Source organism: Hydrogenophaga sp. (genome assembly GCF_965657535.1).
In the GTDB taxonomy this organism is placed as follows: domain Bacteria; phylum Pseudomonadota; class Gammaproteobacteria; order Burkholderiales; family Burkholderiaceae_C; genus Hydrogenophaga.
This window is the reverse complement of the sequence record NZ_CBFHOP010000008.1, coordinates 81,631-97,896: the sequence shown is the minus strand read 5'-3', so window position 1 is coordinate 97,896 and position 16,266 is coordinate 81,631. Positions and strand designations below refer to the sequence as shown.

14 protein-coding genes are annotated in these 16,266 nt (G+C 55.6%); 6 read left to right on the top strand and 8 right to left on the bottom strand.

All coding sequences use genetic code 11. From position 1 onward, the window contains the following. Positions 1 to 278 precede the first annotated feature (278 nt). Positions 279 to 1,694 (top strand): hypothetical protein, encoded by a 1,416-nt coding sequence (locus tag ACTG4K_RS14745; RefSeq protein WP_439114969.1) that lies wholly within the window; start codon positions 279 to 281, stop codon positions 1,692 to 1,694. Positions 1,695 to 2,863: 1,169 nt separating this feature from the next. Beyond that, positions 2,864 to 3,763 (top strand): hypothetical protein, encoded by a 900-nt coding sequence (locus ACTG4K_RS14740; RefSeq protein ID WP_439114968.1) that lies wholly within the window; start codon positions 2,864 to 2,866, stop codon positions 3,761 to 3,763. 51 nt (positions 3,764 to 3,814) lie between these two features. Here the strand turns inward: ACTG4K_RS14740 and ACTG4K_RS14735 are convergent, their stop codons facing one another. Beyond that, a complete protein-coding gene (locus tag ACTG4K_RS14735) occupies positions 3,815 to 4,006 on the bottom strand; it encodes a hypothetical protein (RefSeq protein ID WP_439114967.1) in 192 nt (63 codons plus the stop codon). A 36-nt stretch (positions 4,007 to 4,042) separates the two neighbouring features. Between ACTG4K_RS14735 and ACTG4K_RS14730 the strand changes: the two genes are divergently transcribed. Further along, complete coding sequence (locus ACTG4K_RS14730) at positions 4,043 to 5,359, top strand: hypothetical protein (RefSeq protein WP_439114966.1); 1,317 nt, start codon at positions 4,043 to 4,045, stop codon at positions 5,357 to 5,359. A 317-nt stretch (positions 5,360 to 5,676) separates the two neighbouring features. Here the strand turns inward: ACTG4K_RS14730 and ACTG4K_RS14725 are convergent, their stop codons facing one another. Together ACTG4K_RS14725 and ACTG4K_RS14720 are read right to left on the bottom strand one after the other, a co-directional pair. Then, positions 5,677 to 6,036: a DUF6876 family protein gene (locus ACTG4K_RS14725; protein ID WP_439114965.1), complete on the bottom strand. Its 360-nt coding sequence runs from the start codon at positions 6,034 to 6,036 to the stop codon at positions 5,677 to 5,679. Between the two features lie 325 nt (positions 6,037 to 6,361). Then, complete coding sequence (locus ACTG4K_RS14720) at positions 6,362 to 6,934, bottom strand: tyrosine-type recombinase/integrase (protein WP_439114964.1); 573 nt, start codon at positions 6,932 to 6,934, stop codon at positions 6,362 to 6,364. Between the two features lie 1,109 nt (positions 6,935 to 8,043). On the opposite strand from ACTG4K_RS14720, the gene ACTG4K_RS14715 reads away from it, so the two are divergent. The 3 genes from ACTG4K_RS14715 (at position 8,044) to ACTG4K_RS14705 (ending at position 10,579) form a co-directional block, all read left to right on the top strand. Further along, entirely contained in the window at positions 8,044 to 9,510 is a 1,467-nt protein-coding gene (locus tag ACTG4K_RS14715) for a DEAD/DEAH box helicase family protein (RefSeq protein WP_439114963.1), read from the top strand. A gap of 348 nt (positions 9,511 to 9,858) precedes the next feature. Further along, entirely contained in the window at positions 9,859 to 10,296 is a 438-nt protein-coding gene (locus ACTG4K_RS14710) for a DUF6641 family protein (RefSeq protein ID WP_439114962.1), read from the top strand. A gap of 70 nt (positions 10,297 to 10,366) precedes the next feature. Then, entirely contained in the window at positions 10,367 to 10,579 is a 213-nt protein-coding gene (locus ACTG4K_RS14705) for a hypothetical protein (protein ID WP_439114961.1), read from the top strand. Positions 10,580 to 10,682: 103 nt separating this feature from the next. Here ACTG4K_RS14705 and ACTG4K_RS14700 read toward each other — a convergent pair whose 3' ends face one another. From ACTG4K_RS14700 to ACTG4K_RS14680, 5 genes are all read right to left on the bottom strand, one after another. Then, positions 10,683 to 10,913, bottom strand: a complete 231-nt coding sequence (locus ACTG4K_RS14700; RefSeq protein ID WP_439114960.1) for a TIGR02450 family Trp-rich protein — start codon at positions 10,911 to 10,913, stop codon at positions 10,683 to 10,685. Continuing rightward, a complete protein-coding gene (mltB, locus tag ACTG4K_RS14695; protein WP_439114959.1) occupies positions 10,910 to 12,034 on the bottom strand; it encodes a lytic murein transglycosylase B in 1,125 nt (374 codons plus the stop codon). The genes ACTG4K_RS14700 and mltB overlap by 4 nt, the downstream gene beginning before the upstream one ends. Continuing rightward, positions 12,031 to 14,022 (bottom strand): transglutaminaseTgpA domain-containing protein, encoded by a 1,992-nt coding sequence (locus ACTG4K_RS14690; RefSeq protein ID WP_439114958.1) that lies wholly within the window; start codon positions 14,020 to 14,022, stop codon positions 12,031 to 12,033. Before ACTG4K_RS14690 ends, mltB begins: the two co-directional genes overlap by 4 nt. A 142-nt stretch (positions 14,023 to 14,164) precedes the next feature. Further along, positions 14,165 to 15,211: a DUF58 domain-containing protein gene (locus ACTG4K_RS14685; RefSeq protein WP_439114957.1), complete on the bottom strand. Its 1,047-nt coding sequence runs from the start codon at positions 15,209 to 15,211 to the stop codon at positions 14,165 to 14,167. A 112-nt stretch (positions 15,212 to 15,323) separates the two neighbouring features. Further along, complete coding sequence (locus ACTG4K_RS14680; protein ID WP_439114956.1) at positions 15,324 to 16,244, bottom strand: AAA family ATPase; 921 nt, start codon at positions 16,242 to 16,244, stop codon at positions 15,324 to 15,326. Between the last annotated feature and the right edge of the window lie 22 nt (positions 16,245 to 16,266).

Genomic DNA, 16,266 nt, shown 5'->3' with positions numbered 1-16,266 from the left:
AAGTATTCATTTACGGTATCCGAAGGTGCCGTCTAGGCGCCAAACACCGTCCGTAGTAGCTTCACGCCAGCGCCGTGCATTCGGGATCAATCTTGCCATCAAAAACGGCGTGTCACTCCATTGCCAGCTCCAGTGCCACAGCCACGGTCCTGCCATTGTTTTGAGCACAGGTGTAGCTAACCTTTCGGTGTGCTACAGGGCATGGAAGCACATTGGGTCTGGCCATGGCATCAGCGTAGTAACTCCCCACGCTACGGCCTCGGCTGTTCGACGGCGTCGTGCTGGACCGTTCACGAGCCTGTGTGGCAGCGCAGCCAACGCAGCTCGACCAGGTTAGCTACAAATTTTCGGTTTCAGGTTGCCCTTATCACGTGGCCGAAACTACGCTTGCAGCTATGCAGGATGTGGCAAGGCAGCAGGCAGCAAACGACACCCACTACCTGCCCGCACGGCACCGCACTCTGCCCATCGTTGCGTCCATCACGCCCATTGCCAACTACCCCAGCAAGTTGCGCATCTTCCAGACCAACGCCAGCCGGTATTGGCAAGTGCGCTGCTTCCTTAAAGGCCGAACCTACACGCAAAGCCTGAAGACCACGAACAAACAAGTGGCCATCAGCGCGGCCAAGCAGTTCTTCCACACGAAAACCGCCGAGCTGTATGCCGACCGGCTTGAAGTTCGTGAAGTCAAGAAGAAAAACAAGTTCGCCGATCTGGTGCCGGCAGTGGTGCAGGGCTTGCAAGCCCGGGTCAAGCGAGGGGAGTTCGCCGCGGCCAACATCCCCATCTTTTTGCAACGGATGCACAACAGCATCCTGCCCCACTTGGGCCATATGGCCATCGAAGACATCAGCTACCGCAACCTGAGTGACTTTATGGAGCAGCTGAGTGGCCGGGACTTGACGGCCACGACCGTGCATCAGCATATGGTGGCCATACGCAAAGTTTTTGCTCACGCACACGGCAGCGGCATCATCAAAACCTTGCCCAAGTTTCCGGTCATCAAGGTTTCGGACAAGCCTCGGGGCAGTTTTTCACTTGGTGAATACCGGGACTTGGTCAGACTGGCGAGGCAGCGAATCGGCCAGCCTGTGCCCGAACATTTCACAAAGAAATACCGCAGCAGCAATGCCATCTTGGCGCAACACGGCCAGATCAATGCCGACTTGCACTGGCTCATACGCTTTATGGTGAATGGGTTTATGAGGCCAAGCGACATCAAGTTCTTGAAGCACAAGCACGTCACCATCGTGCGTGGCCGGCACATCTACCTGCGTCTGAACCTGCCGGAAACCAAGAAGCACGACAAACCCATCGTCACGCTGCAGCCTGCCGTGTTTGTTTATGAACGCTTGTTGGCACGACAACGGGCCGAAGGCTATGGAAGGCCAGATGACTATGTGTTTCTTCCCCAGCTACAGGACAGGAAGTGGCTGTTGGTGGCGTATGGCTGGCAGTTTATGTATCTGCAGAGCTTGGCGGGCATCGAGGGCAATGCGGCCAACGGACAAACACGCACGATCTACAGCCTGCGGCACACGGCCATGACATTCAGGCTGCTGTATGGGGGCAACATTGATCTGATCACACTGGCCAAGAACGCCCGCACCAGTGTCGAGATGATCGAGCGCTTTTACACCTCCAACTTGACGGCTGAGATGAACATCGACCTGCTGCAGGGACGGCGGCAGTAGCTTGGCGGGGATGTCGTGAAACCCGACATCGCCAGTGTCGATTGAAGTGACGCTGGGGCTCTCATTTTGAGAGTTTGCACAGCAAGCCCTACACGCTGCCTTCAGGTCTTCCAGCAGCCCACGCCAGCACGCCGGGGAGATCAGCGCTTGTAGGGCTGATTTGACGTGCTGCAACACGGGTTGTCGTTTTTCAGGACAACCGACTTGCTCGCCGCGTGAACCGCTGGAGCATCACTTTGATCAGCAGTTTGATCATTTTTGTGCCATTCTGGTCCTGGCTGCGCGGCGGACGAGAGTTTTCAGGTAGCTGACTGCGAGTGGGGCAGCTGTGAGCTGCTGTAACTGGAGCAAGTGTGGGGAGCTGGACGGCGTGTGTCGGGTTACACGACCACGGCAACACAGCAGGCTTTACAAAAAATGTCATTTTTGACAACAATGGCTTGCACTCTGGTCTCGTCAGCGCGGCCATAGCCCTCGCTGGTGCTCAATCCTTTCACCTGTCTGCACTTCATTGCATTAAATAAGATGGACGAAAGTAAGCTACATCACATTGTTACAAGCACTTCCGATAGTGGAACATCAATCGACCTACATTTTGACGACGAGGGAAACCTGTATGTCAATAAAAAGCAGGTGATTGTAAAAACAAAGCTGTCACTATCACAAAGTGTTAATTGGTCGATCGTAATAACCGCGATCGCGACTGTGATCGCAACATTCACCTCTATTGCGGTGGCACTCAAATGGACGCCACAATAAAGCGACGTCGTGGGTTGAACTCCCATTTTGAGATCGCAAGCCCTACACGCTGCGATCAGGTGGCCCAGCTACCCGAGCCAGCGAAGGTCGGGCTGCGTGTGCTGCAGGGCTGTATTGACGTGCTGCAAGAGCTTTGTCCTGAGGCACGACTTCAGGTGGCTGCTGCTTTCTTGAAGAAAGCTCTCAAGCTGTGCCGGTCGGTCGCTGCTCGGTGGACTTGGCGCCGTTTGCCTGCTGCAACACAGATTGTGGTTTTTCAGGATAACCGACTTGCTCGCCGCGGAAAGTGCTGTGGCATCAATTTCGGTATTTTGGTGACAAAATATATGAAATTGTCAACGTGTGTCCAGTGTCTTAATAGATATATTTTGAGGTGTCTTTCAGAATGGCGTATTGATGGAGGAGGGTTTATGATGATAGGCGTTTTAAGAGGGTTTGCTACTGCTCTTTTTTTAATGATTGCTGGTGTATCTAATGCTCAGAATTGTGTAAAAGATTCAGTTACTACAAGCTTTAGATGTTTTGGATCTCAAGCTAGTCATCCTCAATATTATGGTGAATGGCAAGATGGGACACCTACTGGAGTAGGAGTGATAAAGTATAGTGACGAAAAAGTATACATTGGTGGAGTGGCTAACGGAATCCCAGAGAAGCGAGGTGTTATGTTGCAGGGCTGGAACTATGGATATGGGCTTTGGAGTAGCGGTTGGTTGGCGAGAACAGAGGACATGTCACATAGTTTTATATATGAGCAACTCTCATACATGGGAGAAAATCTCGATCCAAAAAAGAGTCCGGAGCAGCTTATTGAGACACTGGGAATTAAGCCTTCAATTGTCCCTCGGTTTGCCTATCTCGAATTGCCCCGTAATCCTTCAGGCCAGGAGAAAACACAAAGCACGGATGATATTGAATGCGCAAAATTTGGTTTCGTGCTTGGCACACCAGATTATTCTCGATGCCTGCAAGCGCTTGCAGAAGCAAGGGCGGAAGCAAAGCAGAGGCAGGCAGAGTATGAGCTTGATCTGAAGCGATATGAGGCCGAAAGGCGGGCTTATGAGCAAAGACTTGCCCAATACGAAGAGCAAAAAAAACAGGCGGATAAGCAAAAGCTTATTAAATTCGGTTCAGCTCTAATGGGTGGAAAATCATCGTCCTTTTGGGAGAATTTAAACAACGCAAACAGGGAATTGAGTGGCCTTCCACCTCAAGCGCCAAGTCAACCTCAATCTAGAAACTTTACAATAATCAGACCAAGCGGTGGCGCTGTTAATTGTAATGTTTTTGGGTCAATCATAACGTGTAACTAAATAGGGCTCAACAATAGTTGAGGTTCATATCTCTATTGCCAGGTTCTTGGATCACTTGCTGTCCATGCAAATGCGAACAACGTAATAAGCCATGAGATCTTTTGGAATGTCGCTAGGATCATCTGCGATGAGTTTAACGAGGATGCTAAATTGATCATCTGTAATAGGGTTTATATGATTATCTGGAAAGCCTCCCTCATAAAGGTATGAAAGTAATCGTTGAAGTAATTCTTCTCTTTCCATATGATTTTCCTATTGCAGATTTTGGGGTGAAATGAAATGCAGTTTAATGGTATCACATCTCTTCTAATTTCTCTCACTGCATCTATTGTGGGTTTTGGACTGGTTTATTTTATTGGCAGGCATTTGATGCCAGAAGTCAGTTCGAAGGCTAAAAATACACTGAGGAATTTAGCCTTGCTATCCGCGGGTTTTGGTCTTTCGATGAGCTTAAACGAATTGATTGGGTTTCCGTTGCAGGGGCTTAGCGTTCGTGTCGACAAGGTTGGTGGATATATAGTCTTTAACATTATAGTCTTGCCATTGTTGTTCTTGATTGTTCGAGCGTTCATAAAAGGCTCAAGCGGCATAGAGGCAAAACAAGCGATCCCAAATGGAGAAGAAAAACCCCTAAGATTAGATGCAACTATCGAGGATAGGCATTGGGAGCAAGCGTCACGTGAGTTGAACGGGGACAGGCACGAAGCAACTTGGGCAAAAGCAATGGCAAGTGCCGAAGGCGACGATTCCAAGACTAAGGCACTCTACATTAAAATCCGTGCTGCTGATTTGCATCGCGGTGAGCATTTGAAAGACCTAATATTAGGTGGTGTTGACAATGCTTCTTCGTCAAATCGGGTGCAGCAGAGCGAAGGTTTTCCGAAGTATGCGGCATCGGATGCTGCTACTTCATCGAAAGATGGTTTTACTACAGTGACTGATGTCACAGCTCCTTCGAATAACAAATTAAATGTGTGGGAGGCCGCGCTTAATGAATATGAGGGTGCCAATAGAGATAGAGGCTTGTATGCAAAACTTTTTGTTGAGCATGACGGCGATGATAGCAAGGTGAAAACCGCATACTTAAAAAGAAGGGCTGAGGAAATATCTCAAGAACAGAGTGCTGCAGCGGCAAAGGAAAGAACTATTGAGATGGCATCCATTGCCAAGGCAGTTAATGCTGCCATCGAAAGTGGCTCATTTACCGAAATAGAGGTGGGCGGTCGAAAATGCTTGAGGTTTATTGACGGCTACATCGGCTTTTTAAGCCTAAACAGATACTATGTGTTTAATGACGTTGATGTGCTGTGTCTGCAACTCGATGCCATCGAGAAGGACATTGGACATAAAGTGAATGGTCCGATCATTGTTCGCCCGCTTGAGGCAACGACCGATGAGGTGTGCCTGAAGGAGAAGAGATATTCGCAGGCTAGAATTGGAGGTGTCAATTACTATCTTCTGAATAATGGTAGGGTCGTTTACTTCTCGACTGGAAAATTTTATGCATTTGAGGATTTAGCTCTTCTGAGAAATGCTGTGCAAAAAGGCGATCATCACAAGCTTGCAGACTCTATTTATGGAATGAATTTAGGTTGAAAATAAAGCTCCCTGAGTAAACTAGATATTTTTGAGGAGTGTTGCAGTTGATGGTGGTCAAATAAGATTGGTGTGTGTCGTTCTAAATGCATCCTCATCAAGAAAAAAAGCCCACTGTGCATCAAACACAGTGGGCTTTTTCTATTAAGTGCGAGCTTTACTTGGCGGGCTTGGCTGCTGACAGCATCGCTGCTGCTACCAACGTCTGTGCCACCAGTGCCCGCTTTGTGCACCGTGTTGCACGCAGCTTGTCGTTTTTCAGGACAACCAAGCACCCCGTGCTTTCTTCAAGAAAGCACGACCTGTTCGTCGTGACCTCAATACTCCCCAGGTAGCATCAACACCCAATGCTCACCATCCCAGCAGGCATACAAAGTCTGCTGGGACAAGGGAAAGTCGGTGTATGGGATGGTCTGCTGGGCATGCACAAGACCATTCCCGTCTTCAAGTGACAACACAGCGGCCTTATCCTCGACCACAAGTCTGACCAAAACAAAGTGGTCACGGCAGCCAAGCTGGATCAAGTGACTTATAGCAGCATCCAAAAGCCAGTAGCAGCCAGCGTTGTCGGCCAGATATTTCACCCCATCTGTAATCAGAAACTTTGGGGCAATGCGGTAGTAGTGCACCGTTCCTGTGAATTGAGCGAGTGCAGATTCAAGTTCGTTGGCGTCCATTTCTGTGTCCTCATTGTGTTGCTGTGGACACAGTGTGCTTTCGGCCTGGCGGTCTGGGCAACCGAAAGCCCGATACAGTAATGGGCTATTGAAAATCAAGCCCTACAAGCTCTGATCGGCACAACCGAAGAGTCAGGGTGCTGGGCTTTGCTTGCGTTCGCTTGTAGGTCTGCTTGACGTGAAATAGACGGTGAAAAGTCTCAAAATGAGAGTTGTTCAAACATCACTCTCCTCGATGCCGACTGCGATGAAACCTTAATTTAAGGTTTTCACACGAGCTCCACAGCCCTTCGCTGCACATCCACAGTGTGGCGTTGGGTGGTGGTTATGACAGCTCAGCAGCACGGCGAAGCATGTCGTCCGATGCATCGATATAGACAGCGGTCACTGCCGGGTGCCTGTGTCCCATCAAGCGCATCAACACGCGAAGTCCCACGCCCGACCCGGCGATTTTTGTGGCGTATGACCGTCTTCCCGAGTGGCTTGAACATCCATCCAACTCGGCCCCACGATAAAGATGAATGAAATGCTGGGCAAGTGAGTTCGAACCAAAGCCTTCTCGGGGATTCTTTTGTGACGGAAACAAGGCACGCTGCCGATCATCCGTGCGTATGGTCGCCAGGTATGCGGTCCATACTTCTCGCAGGCGCTGGTTGATGAAAACCGTTCTGGCGTGTTTGCCTTTCGTCTGTTCGGCGGTCAATCTGATCTCTCTGCGCACATGGCCGTTCGGTGCCATCACATGACCGACTGTTAGTGCTGCAATTTCACCAACACGCATTCCGGATAAATGGCTTGTCAAGATCAAACAGCGGTCGCGTGCCGCGTGCTTGCGTGTCAGAGTGTAGTCGAGCACCTGCAGAAGTTCCTGCTCGTTCAGAGTGCGTGCCTGTGCCATTTTGTGCTCCTGCTGAAATCACATAATTTGTGTGCAATCAGCATAAATTCTGCGTTTATGGTCGAGCAACAAGAGCAGTGGTGTCCGGCCAAAGCGTCGGGTTATCGGTGTGATCTCTTGAAGATCAACAGGTTAGCGCAGCAATCCGATCTTTCAGCAGTTTTATTAGATTTCAATTGAGCGTTGCATTCGTGGCTAAATGGATACGAAATGAATTTATTAAGAATAGCAAGCCCTACAAGCTGCGATCAGGTCATCCAGCAACCCGCGCCAGCGAAGCCAAGTAAAAATGCGTTGTAGGGCTGATTTGACGCCGTGTGCGCTTGCTGCTGCGCTTTTGCGTCCTGTGTCGTGCAGTGCTATCCGTTGTCGGGAAACACGACTTCAAATTCTTTAAGTTATCGAGCATGGTGAGCAGCGGTCATTTCTTTAAGAAAGCAGGCGTCCTGTGTTTTTTACATGACCTCAAATGCTTGCCAAAATCTCATACCTAGATCAAAAAGTGGCTAGATGAAGGAGGGATGGCATAACGAGGGAAGTCCAATGAAGAAAGAGGGAATGGCATGCAAGCAAGCAAGCCAACAGGGGACTTCTGATGTTCCCATGTCTTTTGAACTTATTACTATAAGCGTGTGACTTTTTGCGATCATGAAAAAGTCACACACTTGTTTATGAGACTTCTTGGCAGAAGTGAAGCTGCCTAGTGGGCACCACAAGTTGTCCGGAAACACGACATCTCAAGTGTCAAGTAAAGCGACGCTGGCACATGTGAGTGTGCTTAAAGAAAGTCGCAGTGCTGTGTGTGCTGCACATGACCACAAGTGCAAGCTCAGACCTCTATAGCTGCCCCAAAAAACTGCGCTGCAATTTCAGCAGCATGTGGAGATCTCAGGCCATGGTGATTGCAGCACACGGCCTCTCGATCTACTGCAGATATTCGCAGCACCATTGTTCCTCACATAAATAAACATGCATTGAGCTACTGGCTTGATGTTATTCGCTACCGCCAGAATACGGGATTTGCAAGTCCCGTATTCACTTAAATGGCTGTGGTGAGTAGGACCGATGGTCGGTCCATGTGGAATGAATAACAACAAGGAAGAAGAACAATGAAAAGAACACAGATCACTGTGGATGCAAGGGGCGCGGGTCAAGGCAAAACACGCAAGGGCATCTACCCCATGCTGACCCACTTGGCAAAGACAAACACGCCCACACTCATCGTGGTGCCCAGCCAGCTGCTTCAAGAGCAATACTGCACCGACAACCCCACACTCAAGATCAGGAAGATCAACAGCTCACATGACTCGGGCAGTGGGCTGAATGTGTCTGCTGAAATCCTCAACGCCCTGTCCCATCGAGAGCAGATGGTGATCATTACCGAAGAGGCCTTTCGACGAACCCACATCAGCTGGGACATCAAGTGCGACTACCACTTGATCATCGACGAAGCCATCAACCCCTACAGCATCGAAGAGTTGCGCATTGATCCGAAGATCGCACTGCAGTTGGACAAGATTTTCAGTGTCGAAGATGAGGGCAAGGCGTGGGGTCAATACGATTCCTATTACAAAATCGAAATTGAAAAAATGGACATCTCTGCAGAAGAAAAGCAGCGGATGCACATGGAGCTTTCACCCAAAAGCTGGGCCTGCTTAAAACGCACGGCAGTGGAGAGCAGTTCGATTTTTGAAGAAAGTTTGCAGTGGCGTCGCCTGATGAATCCGAACACTCGGCTGTGGGTCACATGGGCGCATTGGCAAAAGATCAAGGCGGGCGACACACGGGAGCTGAGCATCGCCGTGGAGTTGAGTGACAGCATGATGAACGGCTGGATTTCTGTGCATGTTGCCGCAGCCGCATTTGACAGCACTTTCATGAGCATGTGGCTGAAAGCGAATGGCGTGAGCTATTTGACCAGTGTGCCTTTCGCTCCCCACAAGCAGGCCCCAATATTTCACATGCCCCAAGACGAATTCAGCTGGAGCAAATACAGACGCAACGCACAGCCCGATGCGCTGCCGGAGTTTTACCGTTATGTGGAAAGTCAGTTGCAGGGCGGTCCATGTCTGGTGGTTCGAAACAACGACGAGCTAAACGCAAAGCTGAGCAACGAGCAAAAGATCACACACAATGTTCATGGCATCAACACCTACAGCGAAAGCACGGCGGTGTGTTTGAGCACCGCTCTCAAGCCCGGTTGGTCTTTCAAGTCATTTCTTACTCAACAAGCAGAGATGGCCGGTATTGGTGATCAAGATCGTGATGGCTTCATCGCGAAGGCATTTGGCAGCTACATGTTCTATCAAATCCTCATGCGCAGTGCCCTGCGTGTTGAAAGCAACAGCAAGCCAGTTCATTGTTTCGTGCTTGATTATGAAATCGCAATGGGATTGATGGACTATTTTGACGCAGCAGCTCAGATCAAACAGATCAGTCCATTTGCTTTGACCTGCATGAACAAGAGCCCTCGTAAGAAGAGCAAAATCGCCATGACACCAGCTGAAAAGCAAAAGCGTTACAGAGAACGCAAGGCCAAGCAAGCCCAAGTTATCAGCAACATCAAGAGGTGTTGATTCCCCCGATAAAGTATGACCGTTACTTTTTTCTCTTATATAGCTTTATAGAGATTTTCGTAACGGAATTTGAGATGTGATATGTGGATGAATGTGTGAGATGCATGTGAGATATCTCTGAGGTGTGTGAGTTGTTGCTTGAACGAAAAAAACTCATTGCTATCGCCACTTTTGAATGGAGTGACTACGCGAAGCGATTCACTAAGAAAGACAGAATGGGAAGTAACGCATTCGAGCCCAGATGATCAAAAACCCGCCAACTCAATGGGACTCCCAACACATCCGGTTGCCCAGGCCATATGGCCGAAACTAAAGTTAGGACATCAACAACACACAGGAGAAATTGATATGTCCGCACTCGCAGCACTTAAATTGACCACTGCAAAGAAGTCACAAGCCATGACGCCCGCAGTGCATCGCCGCTTGAAGCTCTCAAAGAAGTTGTGGGAGCAGATCGAACTGGCCAAAGCAACTAGCACCGGGGGCACCTTTGTGGTGCGCCGCTTCAAGAATGTTCGTGATGATGAGGGCAATAGCCGCAGCGTTGAATTGCCCAAAAAAGTGCGGCCTTGGTGGTGGAACACAACGGATGGCAAGCTGGCGATGAACATCCGTTATGGTGCTCGTGCAATCGAACTCGGCAAGGGGAAATCCACTATCGAGATGGCCACAGCGGATGATCTGGTGCCCACACTTGAGCTGATCAAGCGGGCTGTGGAAGCAGGGGAGCTGGACGCTCAAATCGAAGCAGCGGGCATCAAGCTGCGTGAGGGCTTCGTCAAGTAAGGGCTCGTGGTGCCTGGGCTGCGCTGAAACCCCTCAGTCAAGGCCGTCAGGGCTGTGGGGTAAATACTTGATGCGATTTTATGAATTCAAACCCCACACCAAGCCCGTCAAGCCTCTGACGCCCCCACAAGCCCGCCTCAACAAGCTCAAGCAAACAGTGGAACTAGGCAAGACCGCCCTCAAGACCGAAAAAGCCTTCCAGAAGCGCCAACGCGGCTTGGTCAAGCAGAGCAAGCAGGCCAACAACGGCCGCAGCACCAACAACCCCAATCAGACCTTGTGATTCGGGAAAACCCCCTCGAACCCCGGCTTTCTTGAAGAAAGCTTTGGGTGCACCGTGGCCTCGACTGGGGCGTCAGGCAGGCATAGCTGCAATGCCCATCCACTCACACCCAACCTTGTCGCCACACCTTGGCATTTTGTAGCTCACGCCACGAGAGGAACTGCGTGGCTCTGGAGGACGCGGCTTCCAGTTCCACAAACTCGATGGGTGCGTCATGTAGCTCAGGCTTGATCACGCGGCTGACCAGAAAGTGCTTTTGTTTGGCCACCGGCGGCACCGTGATCCACTTGCTGAGGTGTAGCTTGTTGGGCTTTACGGGGTTACCTGCAGTCATCTGAGCCGGAATGATCGAGTTGCCATGGCGGTCTGAATCTCCTGACCCAACTCGATCACGGCCATCGCGTAGTAGCTGCTCCAGTTGTAGCGGGTCACCACGTAGAAGTTGTCGGTGCCGGCCACGTAGCTTCGGGGGTCAGAGCCGTTTTCCAGTTCCACCAGGGCGAGCTGACCGGGGTGTTGCAGCGCAGCGCCATCCAGCACAGCGCCTTTGGCGGTGAAGCTGGCCACGCTGAAAGTGGGCAGGATGTCGGGGGCCAGCAGGGCGTCTTTGTCGAGCTTCTCTGCATCGAAAGTGACCGGGTAGTGCGTGGGTTGGCCGGTTTGCCAGCCGAACACTTTGAAGTAGTTGGCCACCGAGCCAATGACGTCGGCCGTGCTGTTGAACAAGTCCACCTGGCCGTCGCCGTCGAAGTCGATGGCGTATTTGGCCCAGCTGCTGGGCATGAACTGGGGCCAACCCATGGCGCCTGCGTAGCTTCCGCGCAGGGCTTGGGGGTCCATGCCGGTGCGCTGGGTGAGGTTCAGGTAATGCTCGAGCTCGCTTTTGAAAAATTCGGTGCGCGCAGCGGCGCGCGGGTGGCTGGCGGGAAAGTCAAAGGCGAGTGTGGTAAGTGCATCAATGACGCGGAAGTTGCCGGTGTGCTGGCCGTAGAGCGTTTCGACACCGATCACGCCCACGATGAGGCTGGCGGGCACACCGAACTCGGCTTCAGCGCGGGCCAGTGCGCTGCGGTTGTCTTCCCAGAAACGCTGGCCAGCACGCAGGCGCACCGGCTCAATGAAGCGGGCACGGTAAGCGGCCCAGTTTTTTGGGGTGCCGCTGGGTGCGGGCGCCATGAGCCGTGCCACGGTGGGAATGCGCTGGGCTTGCGCCACTTGCTGGCGCACCCAGGCCGGGTCGAGGTTGCGGCGGTTGGCCAGGTCGTCTGCAAAGGCCATGGCACCGGGGTGCTGGCCGTAGGTGTACGCCGGTTGTTTGGCCGCTGCGGCCGGTCGCACCTTGGCCGGGCTGGCGGTTTGGGCGCTGGTGGCGGTGGCGCCGGTGGCGAGGTACAGAGCCACCACGGCGCTGGCTGCGCTGCGAAACGGTAAAAATCGACGACCCTTGAAAATCACTGGTTACCCTCCTTGGGCCATGCAAGCTGCTGGAATTCGCGTTGCAGTGTAGCCAGCGAAACGGGGCTTTCGCGGCTGTAGCGGTGGGATTCGAGCTTGAGCAGCCATTGCGTCACGCTCTGGCTGAAGGGGGTGTCGCCAAAACGCTGCTGGGCCTCTTGGGCCAGGGCGCGCGGCGGCAGGTTTTCAGTGTTGCTCAGCCCCAGTTTGTGCAGGCGCTGGCGGGCGCGCTGTAGCAGGCGCAGCCAGGGGTCGTGTTGCTGGCGTTCCCACAGCGTCCAGGCCGCGCCTGCCAGGCTCACCAGCACCACCACGGCAATGAGGATGTAGGCCAGGTCGGTCCAGCTGGGGCTTTTGAAGCCCAGGTTCTTGAGCAGGTCAAGCTGTTTGCCTTGGGTGTAGTTCAGTACCCACTGGTTCCAGCGGTTGTTCACCGCTTCCCACACGGCGCGCAGTTGGGCCGACAGGTCGGGGTTGAGCGTGCGGATGGCACCGGCCAGCACGCCTTCGGGAGCGCGCAAGCGATCCAGCGAGCCGGTGCGCCCCGGCGCCACGGCCGAGGTGGGGTCGACCCGCACCCAGCCCTGGCCTTGCAGCCACACCTCGGTCCAGGCGTGGGCGTCGCGCTGGCGCACGGTCCAGAAGCCGTCCACCGCGTTGAGTTCGCCACCCTGGTAGCCGGTGACGATGCGGGCCGGAATGTCCAGCGCACGCATCAGAATCACAAAGCTGCTGGCAATGTGTTCGCAGAAGCCTTCGCGCCGGTCGAACCAGAATTCGTCGGCGGTGTGCTGGCCGTACACGCCGGGCTCCAGCGTGTAGGTGTAGCCGCCGGTGCGCAGGCGTTCCAGGGCGGCGTTTACCAGGGCTTCGCTGAAGGCGGGGCCGGCGCCCACCTCGCGCCGCAGCTGCTGCGCCAACATGAGGGTGCGGGGGTTGTAGCCGGCGGGCAGCTCGATCTGGTCCTGCAGGGCCACGGCGGTGGTCAGCGGGCCGTGCCGGAACACCGGGTGGCTTTCGGCGCGGTAGCGCACCAGCTCGTTCATGGGGCGGCGGGTGAGCCATTGCAGCTCGGGCGTCATGAAAGCCTGGGTGCCGGGCAGCAGGGGTGCACTGGCGGCGGCTTCCAGCAGAAACAGCCAGGGCCGTTGGTGCGGTTCCATGGTTACTTCGTAGCGCACTGGCTCGCCGCTCACCTGCAGGTTGGCCTGCAGTTCCATGTGGGCCGGGAAGCCCGAACGCAGCGGGCGCCATTCCGCGCCGTCAAAGTCGGTCAGCACCGGGCCACGAAAGTACAGGTCGCGTTGCGGTGGGGGCTGGCCGTCAAAGCGCACGCGCAGCGCAATGCTGTCGTCGAGCACCAGTTCGGCGATTTGGCCCACCCGCATTTGCCCTGAAAGGCCGCTGCGGCCGGCCATGCCGTCGTTGGGAATGCCCCAAAGTGGTGCCATACGGGGAAACAGCATGAACAGCACCAGCATGATGGGCGCACCCAGCAGAGCCATGCCCCCCGCGATGCGCGCCGCCTGGGCCAGCGGCGGGCGGCCCACTGGCATGTGCGCGTTGACCAGCGCGGTCAGCAGCCCCAGCAACGCGATGAGAATGCCCGCTGCCGTGAGCAGCGACTGCGAATAGAAGAAGTGGGTCAGCAGGGTGAAGAAAGCCAGGAAGAACACCACGAAGGCGTCGCGCCGGGCGCGCAGTTCCAGCGTTTTCAGGGCCAGCAGCACCACAATGAGCGTCACGCCCGCGTCGCGCCCCAAAAGGGTGCGGTGGGTGGCCCAGGTGGCACCCAAAGTGAGCACCAGCAAGCCCATGCGCCAGGCCCAGCCCGGCAGTGGCAGGCCTTTGAGCGCCAACACCGTGCGCCAGACCAGCACACTGGCGGTGAGCGCGGTGCACCACCAGGGAATGTGGCCGATTTGCATGGCGACCACCCAGGCGATGACCACCAGCAAGAACAGCGTATCGCGGGTGTCGCGGGGCATGGATTTCAACGATGTCAAAGCCATGGCATGCGCGGACTTTGGTCGACGGGGGAGGTCGGGGAGCGGTTCACCGGGGGACACCGCCGGACCGGGCGGTGGGTGTCGCAACCTGGGGCGTAGGGCGAAGCGCTGCGGGCAGATCTCATACCAGTGCCAATGCCTCCAGGCAGCGGGCGCGGTGCCCCGGGCCCTGGTCTGGCGCAATGTCGCGTCCGGGCAGGCGCAGGCCGTAGTCGAGTCCCAGGCGGTCGGCCATGAGCACCCAGGCGGTCAGGCGAGAGAGCCGTGCTTCCAGCGCGCTGTGGCCGCACTGCGCGTGGTCGAGCCAGAGCTGTTGGCGCTGGGACGACAAGGCGTCTCGGCTCACCAGTTCGTTGCGCCCAGCGGCAAATGCCTGAGCGGCCTTTTTCCACACCACGGTTTTGAGCGGGTCACCACGGCGGTAGGCGCGCACGCCGTCAAATTCACCGGTGCTTTGCACCCGCGCGCTGCCTCCATGGCCGGGCTGCGGCTCGCCCGCCGGTAGGGCTGGCGGATGCGCTTCTGGCGTGGGGTACACCAGCACCTGGGCGGCGGGGCGCCACACGGTCCACACCCGAAAGGTGCCGAGCGGAAACAGGGTTTGCACTTTCAGCGCAGGCAGCGCGTGCAGGCCGCGTTGGGGTGCTGCCCAGGCCACTTGCACCTCGGCGCTGCCTTGGGCGGGCACGTCAGTCCAGGCCAGGGGCGTGTGGGCAGCGTCCACCCCGATCACGCCCGCGCCCAGGCCGTAGCGCGTGCGCTTGTGTGCACTGGCCAGCCGAATGTCCAGCGCCACGGCCTGCCCTGCGTGCACCGGGTTCGGCGGGTTCAGGTGCAGCGTCACACCGCGTAGGTTGCCGTGGCACACGTGCATGCCCACCACAGCGCTGCCCGCCAGCAAAAAAGTAAGCAGGTAGCCCAGGTTGAGCTGGTAATTGATGCTGGCCACCAGCAACAGCAGCAAGGTGAGCGCCAGCATGGCGCCCGCCCGCGTGGGCACGATGTAGACGTTGCGCTGCGTCAGCGTGAGCGTGTCGGTGCGAGGCAGGCGGTTGTGAAACCAGCGCTGAAAGCGGCCACGCAGATGGCGCAGCGGGTGGCGCCAGCCAGAGGCTGCAGACGAGGGAGAAAGTTGCGGCTCGTGGGAGCGTGCTGATGTCAACGTCATGACCACCATGTTGGCGCGAGAGGGCGGTTATTAGAAACACCGCGGAACCGGCTTTGCCGGGCCGCTGGTGTTGCCCCCTCGAGGGGGTCGCGCGCAGCGCGGCGGGGGTGGTTCATGGTAGTTGCGTGGCGTCGACCATGGCGCGCACCTGTTCCACCGGGCCCCGGCCCGCGTCACTCACCGGCACCAGGCGGTGCGCCACGGTCTGCGGCAAGATGGCGGCGATGTCGTCGGGGGCCACGTAGTCGCGGCCCTGCAGGTAGGCCTGCGCCTTGGCCGCGCGCACCACGGCCAGCGCTGCCCGGGGCGACAGGCCTTGTGCAAACCAGCGCCCCGAGCGGGTGGCGGCTACCAGGTCTTGCAGGTAGTCCAGCACCGGCTCGGCCGTGTGCACGGCGGCCACTGTCTGTTGCAGGCGCGTCAGGTCCGCTGGGGTAAGCACGGGCGGCAGGTGCTCCAGCATGTCGCGCCGGTCGGCGCCGCGCAGCAGTTCGCGCTCGGCGGCGCGGTCGGGGTAGCCCAGCGACAGGCGCATGTGGAAGCGGTCCAGCTGCGATTCGGGCAGGGCGTAGGTGCCCAGCTGGTCGTGCGGGTTTTGCGTGGCAATGACGAAAAACGGGTTGGGCAGCGGGCGCGTTTCGCCTTCCACGGTGACTTGTTTTTCTTCCATCGCTTCGAGCAGCGCGCTTTGCGTTTTGGGGCTTGCGCGGTTGATCTCGTCGGCCAGCAGCACCTGGGCAAACACCGGACCGGGGTGAAACACAAAACCTTCGCGGCCGCGCTCGTAGATGGACACGCCCGAGAGATCGCTGGGCATCAGGTCGGCGGTGAACTGCACGCGCGAGAACTGCAGCCCGAAGGAGCGCGAAAGGGCGTGGGCCAGGGTGGTTTTCCCCACCCCCGGCACGTCCTCAATCAACAGGTGACCACCGGCCAAAAGGCAGGCCACACAGTCGGAAACCTGCTGTGATTTGCCCACAATGACCGTGTTAAGCTGATTCAAAAGTTGGTGTATTTTTGTGTCGGCGTGCATGCCGCGAACCATACCGTAAAAC

Excerpts from the sequence above, each read along its gene's own strand:
- ACTG4K_RS14715 (WP_439114963.1), top strand. The coding sequence starts at position 8,044 with ATGAAAAGAACACAGATCACTGTGGATGCAAGGGGCGCGGGTCAAGGC.
- ACTG4K_RS14705 (WP_439114961.1), top strand. The coding sequence starts at position 10,367 with ATGCGATTTTATGAATTCAAACCCCACACCAAGCCCGTCAAGCCTCTG.
- ACTG4K_RS14685 (WP_439114957.1), bottom strand. The coding sequence starts at position 15,211 with ATGACGTTGACATCAGCACGCTCCCACGAGCCGCAACTTTCTCCCTCG.
- ACTG4K_RS14740 (WP_439114968.1), top strand. The coding sequence starts at position 2,864 with ATGATGATAGGCGTTTTAAGAGGGTTTGCTACTGCTCTTTTTTTAATG.
- ACTG4K_RS14700 (WP_439114960.1), bottom strand. The coding sequence starts at position 10,913 with ATGACTGCAGGTAACCCCGTAAAGCCCAACAAGCTACACCTCAGCAAG.
- ACTG4K_RS14680 (WP_439114956.1), bottom strand. The coding sequence starts at position 16,244 with ATGCACGCCGACACAAAAATACACCAACTTTTGAATCAGCTTAACACG.
- ACTG4K_RS14730 (WP_439114966.1), top strand. The coding sequence starts at position 4,043 with ATGCAGTTTAATGGTATCACATCTCTTCTAATTTCTCTCACTGCATCT.
- ACTG4K_RS14710 (WP_439114962.1), top strand. The coding sequence starts at position 9,859 with ATGTCCGCACTCGCAGCACTTAAATTGACCACTGCAAAGAAGTCACAA.
- ACTG4K_RS14690 (WP_439114958.1), bottom strand. The coding sequence starts at position 14,022 with ATGCCCCGCGACACCCGCGATACGCTGTTCTTGCTGGTGGTCATCGCC.
- ACTG4K_RS14720 (WP_439114964.1), bottom strand. The coding sequence starts at position 6,934 with ATGGCACAGGCACGCACTCTGAACGAGCAGGAACTTCTGCAGGTGCTC.
- ACTG4K_RS14725 (WP_439114965.1), bottom strand. The coding sequence starts at position 6,036 with ATGGACGCCAACGAACTTGAATCTGCACTCGCTCAATTCACAGGAACG.
- ACTG4K_RS14735 (WP_439114967.1), bottom strand. The coding sequence starts at position 4,006 with ATGGAAAGAGAAGAATTACTTCAACGATTACTTTCATACCTTTATGAG.